Source organism: Pseudomonas edaphica (assembly GCF_005863185.1).
GTDB classification, from domain to species: Bacteria; Pseudomonadota; Gammaproteobacteria; order Pseudomonadales; family Pseudomonadaceae; genus Aquipseudomonas; species Aquipseudomonas edaphica.
In genome coordinates this window covers 1-4555 of the sequence record NZ_VBVZ01000510.1, presented here as the reverse complement: position 1 = coordinate 4555, position 4555 = coordinate 1, and the positions used below count along the sequence as shown (strand labels likewise).

The 4555-nt window shown below is 60.1% G+C and carries 5 protein-coding genes and 1 pseudogene; 5 read left to right on the top strand and 1 reads right to left on the bottom strand.

The genetic code is table 11. The annotated features are described in order from the left end of the window. Positions 1–84: 84 nt before the first annotated feature. Positions 85–873, bottom strand: coding sequence for an AraC family transcriptional regulator (locus tag FEM54_RS25425; protein WP_017137733.1), 789 nt, complete (start codon positions 871–873; stop codon positions 85–87). Between the two features lie 85 nt (positions 874–958). Here FEM54_RS25425 and FEM54_RS25420 point away from each other — a divergent pair, with 85 nt between their 5' ends. The 5 genes and pseudogenes from FEM54_RS25420 to FEM54_RS25400 all read left to right on the top strand — a co-directional run. Continuing rightward, positions 959–1957: a bile acid:sodium symporter family protein gene (locus tag FEM54_RS25420; protein ID WP_138453533.1), complete on the top strand. Its 999-nt coding sequence runs from the start codon at positions 959–961 to the stop codon at positions 1955–1957. An 86-nt stretch (positions 1958–2043) separates the two neighbouring features. Next, positions 2044–2406, top strand: a complete 363-nt coding sequence (locus FEM54_RS25415) for a hypothetical protein (RefSeq protein ID WP_017137735.1) — start codon at positions 2044–2046, stop codon at positions 2404–2406. A 111-nt stretch (positions 2407–2517) separates the two neighbouring features. Beyond that, positions 2518–3705 (top strand): sugar transporter, encoded by a 1188-nt coding sequence (locus FEM54_RS25410; protein WP_138453532.1) that lies wholly within the window; start codon positions 2518–2520, stop codon positions 3703–3705. A 42-nt stretch (positions 3706–3747) separates the two neighbouring features. Next, positions 3748–4194: a hypothetical protein gene (locus FEM54_RS25405; protein WP_138453531.1), complete on the top strand. Its 447-nt coding sequence runs from the start codon at positions 3748–3750 to the stop codon at positions 4192–4194. After that, a pseudogene (locus FEM54_RS25400) lies at positions 4191–4555 on the top strand (hypothetical protein); the annotation flags it as partial. The gene FEM54_RS25405 and the pseudogene FEM54_RS25400, both read left to right, overlap by 4 nt.

The following is a 4555-nucleotide window of genomic DNA, read 5'->3' as shown; positions in this document are numbered from 1 at the left end:
CAGGCTCCTCGGTGTGTCAGGTACACCGAGTTGATGCTATCGCAGGCAAGCCAGCTCCCACAGTGGATCGTTGTTGTCTATGTGTCAGCGGAAGAATTCACCTGGGGTGGACTCAAACTGCTGCCGAAACGCATTAATAAACGCCGACGTCGACTCATACCCACACCCCAGCGCCACATCCGTCACCCGCTCGCCTTGCTCCAGCGCGGGTAGGGCGCTGAGCAAGCGCAGGCGCTGACGCCAGGCGCGAAAGGTCAGCCCGGTATCACTCAAAAACAACCGGCTCAGGGTCTTTTCACTGACCCCAAGCTTGTGGCTCCAGTCACCCAGGGTGGTCTGCTGCTCCGGGTGCAGGTTCAGGCTGCGGTAAATCTGCCGCAGCCGTGGGTCATGGGGCAACGGCAGCATCAAATCCACCTGGGGCGCGGCCGCCAGTTGGTCGAGCACCACCTGGGCCAGCCGCCCGTCCGGGCCGTCCTCGGCATACTCCACCGGCAACTCGCTGAAACTGCGGATCAACTCGCGCAACAAACTGCTCACCTCCAGCACCTGGCAACGCTCGGCCGCCCAGGCGGTGACGCTGCAATCGAGGTACAGGCTGCGCATTTCCGTGTGCGGTGAGCTGAACACCCGGTGCGGTACGCCCGCAGGAATCCACACGGCGCGCTGGGGCGGGGCGACGAAACGGCCGACACTGGTCTGGATCTCCAGCACCCCCGAAATCGCATACGACAACTGCACCCACGGGTGGCTGTGCCGGCGGGTCAGCGCGCGGTTGGGCAGCGATTCGGTGCGGCCATACACCGGGCGTGGCAGGCTGGAAAGCCCGGGCACACTGCGCCTAACCGTCTTGTCATGTCCTTTAGGCGGCATTTACTGGCTCATTGGCGTTAGTCGGTAACAGGCCGTTAAGTTAGAGTCGCAGCGATGCTCTTGGCAACCCCTGGAAGATTTGCTTATGACCCGCCCGCGTTTTCTACCTGACAACTTCACCCTGACCCTGATCGCCACGGTGATCCTTGCGTCACTGCTGCCGGCCAGCGGCCAGACCGCCGTGGCCTTCGGCTGGGTGACGAACCTGGCCATTGCGCTGCTGTTTTTCCTGCACGGCGCCAAGCTGTCACGCCAGGCCATCGTTGCCGGTGCCGGGCATTGGCGCCTGCATTTGCTGGTGTTCAGCCTGACTTTTGTGCTGTTCCCATTGTTGGGCCTGGCGCTCAAGCCGCTGCTGTCGCCGCTGATCGGCAACGACCTGTACATGGGCATGCTGTATCTGTGTGCGCTGCCGGCCACGGTGCAATCGGCGATTGCCTTCACCTCGCTGGCCCGCGGCAACATCCCGGCAGCCATCTGCAGCGCGGCGGCCTCCAGCCTGTTCGGCATCTTCCTGACGCCGTTGCTGGTGACCTTGCTGCTTAACGTACACGGCGATGGCGGCTCCACGGTCGACGCCATCCTGAAAATCAGCGTGCAGCTGTTGCTGCCTTTTGTGGCCGGGCAGATCGCCCGGCGCTGGATTGGCGAGTGGGTGGGGCGTAACAAGTCCTGGCTGAAGTTCGTCGACCAGGGCTCGATTCTGCTGGTGGTGTATGGCGCGTTCAGCGAAGCGGTCAACGAAGGCATCTGGCACCAGATCCCGTTGTGGGAGCTGGGCGGTCTGGTCGTCGCCTGCTGCGTGTTGCTGGGCTTGGTGCTGGTGGCCTCCGCCGTGTTGGGCAAGGCATTTGGGTTTAACCAGGAAGACCGCATCACCATCTTGTTCTGTGGCTCGAAGAAAAGCCTGGCCACCGGTGTACCGATGGCCCAGGTGCTGTTCGCCGGGGCGACCATGGGCGTGCTGATCTTGCCGTTGATGCTGTTTCACCAGATCCAGTTGATGGTCTGCGCGGCGCTGGCGCAGCGTTATGCCAAGCGCCCGGAAAGCATCTCCGAGATGATGGGCCAGGTCGATCCGTGATCCAGCGCACACCTTGGCAAGATTGACCTCAAGTTAACGCTCGAGCAGACGACTTCCTTATTGAGAGCCCAATAAGGAGTGTCGGCATGAACGTTAAAGGTATTTCGGTATTAACCGGCCTGTTTTGCCTATGGGCGGGAGCCTGTGGTGCCGCGCAGACCATAGGGCAGGGCACCATTCAATTTCGCGGCGCCATCGTCGAACCCGGCTGTGCGACAAATGCGCGCAGTGGCGCGGTGATGGAGTTGACCGGGTGCGCCAGTTCCAATCGTGGTAGTCGCTTCGAGGTGCGCAATATTGCGCCAGTGGCCAGCGTCAACGCCGCCCATGTAAAGCTGGTGGCAGACAGCGGCGATGGGCGTTATTACAACCAGAGTTACTTGCTGGTGGATGCCGCTGGCAAGGCGATCCAGTCGGGCAACTACGTGATTACCATGACCTCGCCCTAAGCCTTCGGGCGACGATCCGCGTCAACAGCGGGCCAAGAAACCTATAGAATGCCCGGCGGCGGCGCTGTTCTGCGCGGCCGTTGGATCATCGCCAGAGTATCTCGCCCGCCAATGAGCATTTCAGCCGCAACGCCCCAAGCCAATTGGCAACCGGTCATCGCCTTGGCGCTGGCCGCCTTTGTGTTCAATACCACCGAATTCGTGCCCGTGGGGCTGCTCAGCGCCATCGGTGCGAGCTTCGACATGCCCATCGCCAGCGTCGGCTTGATGCTCACCATCTATGCCTGGATCGTTTCGCTGACCTCGTTGCCGGTGATGCTGCTGACGCGCAACGTCGAGCGGCGCAAGTTGCTGATCGTGCTGTTCGGCCTGTTTATCGCCAGCCATATCCTCTCCAGCGTCGCCAACAGTTTTGGCCTGCTGATGGTCAGTCGCATCGGCATTGCGTTGTCCCACGCGCTGTTCTGGTCAATTACCGCGTCCCTGGCCGTGCGCCTGGCGCCGGAAGGCAAGCAGGTGCAAGCCCTTGGGTTATTGGCCACCGGCACGTCCCTGGCGATGGTGTTGGGCATTCCGCTGGGCCGCCTGCTCGGCGAAGCCATGGGCTGGCGCACCACCTTCCTGGTGATCGCCGCGTTCGCTGGCGCGCTGGTGTTCTGGCTGGCGCGCACCTTGCCGCCGCTGCCGAGCCAGAACTCCGGCTCGCTGCGCAGCCTGCCGTTGCTGTTCAAACGCCCAGCACTGGTGGCGCTGTACGTGCTCACCGCCATGACCGTCACCGCGCAATTCACCGCCTACAGCTACATCGAACCCTTCGTCGAAGGCGTGGCCGGTTTGGGCGGTGGCGCCGTAACCCTGATTTTGCTGGTGTTCGGCGGCGCGGGCATCATCGGCTCGCTGCTGTTCAGCCTGGTGCACCGTTTCAACCCGCATATTTTCGTGGTCAGCGCAGTGTTCCTGCTCGCGGCCTGCTTGACCCTGATGCTGCCCTTGAGCGGCGCCGAGTCGTACCTGGTGATACTGAGCATTTTCTGGGGCATGGCCATCATGGGCTTCGGCCTCGCCATGCAATCGAAGGTGCTGGTGCTGGCACCGGACGCCACCGACGTGGCCATGGCAATGTTCTCCGGCATCTACAACATCGGCATCGGCGGCGGCGCCCTGATGGGCAGTTGGGTCGGCAGCCACTTCGGCTTCGCCTGGATCGGCGTGGCGGGCGGGGCGTTGGCAGCGGTGGCGTTGATCGGGTATTGCCTGGCGATTCGGCGGTTTGGGACGGGTGTGGCGCGTACCCAGTAATACTTGTTCAATGATGAATTTGAGTTTTCGAAGGATTGAATGATGTCTGCTTTTGAGTTTTTAACACCGGGCTCGGTTGGCTCACTGCGTTTTGGTATGCCTCGGGAACAGGCCCGCGCAATCTTGGGAAAGGCATTCGAAACGTTCAAAAAGACAGCTGAGTCGATGAATACCACAGACGCCTATGACGTACAGCGTCTTCATCTTTACTACGATGAAACTGATCAGCTCAAGGGCGTGGAGTTTTTCCAAGGCAGCCAATTTTCATGGAAAGGGGAAATCCTGGTCGGAATGACTTGCGACGATCTTAAAAAGACGCTGCGCCTTCACGAAGTCGCATTTTTATCAGATAACGCCGGTATTGACGCGAAGGCACTGGGAATGAGCTTCTACATCCCGGATATATATGACGAGGGCGATAACGCCATTGTTAAATGCCTTTACCTTGACCTGTCGGTGGCTGATTCCAAGGGCGGTTACGGACTGTGAGGCATCTGATCGTTTTACTTTTCCTCGGTTTGCTCAGCGGCTGCGTGACGAATCAACTGCATTTTGCTTCGTACTCTACGCCGGCTCAGTTGGAAGCGATCAAGAGCAGGGTTATTCAGGCTGATATCGTGAATGTCGTCGGGGCAGAAAGCTGCACGCGTTGCTCTGAGTCAAGCAAAGTGGTCTGGCATGCGGCTAATTACAACGTCGGTCTATATGAAGGCTTTGCCGCTGTGCCTGTGGATGACTGGCTCGAATTCGCCAGGCTATCAGTGGGTTCTTCCTCTGAGGCGCCTCTGAAAACTACCGTTGAAATCGACAGAGTCTTCGTTAAAACCTGGAATTCACCAGAGTACTACGC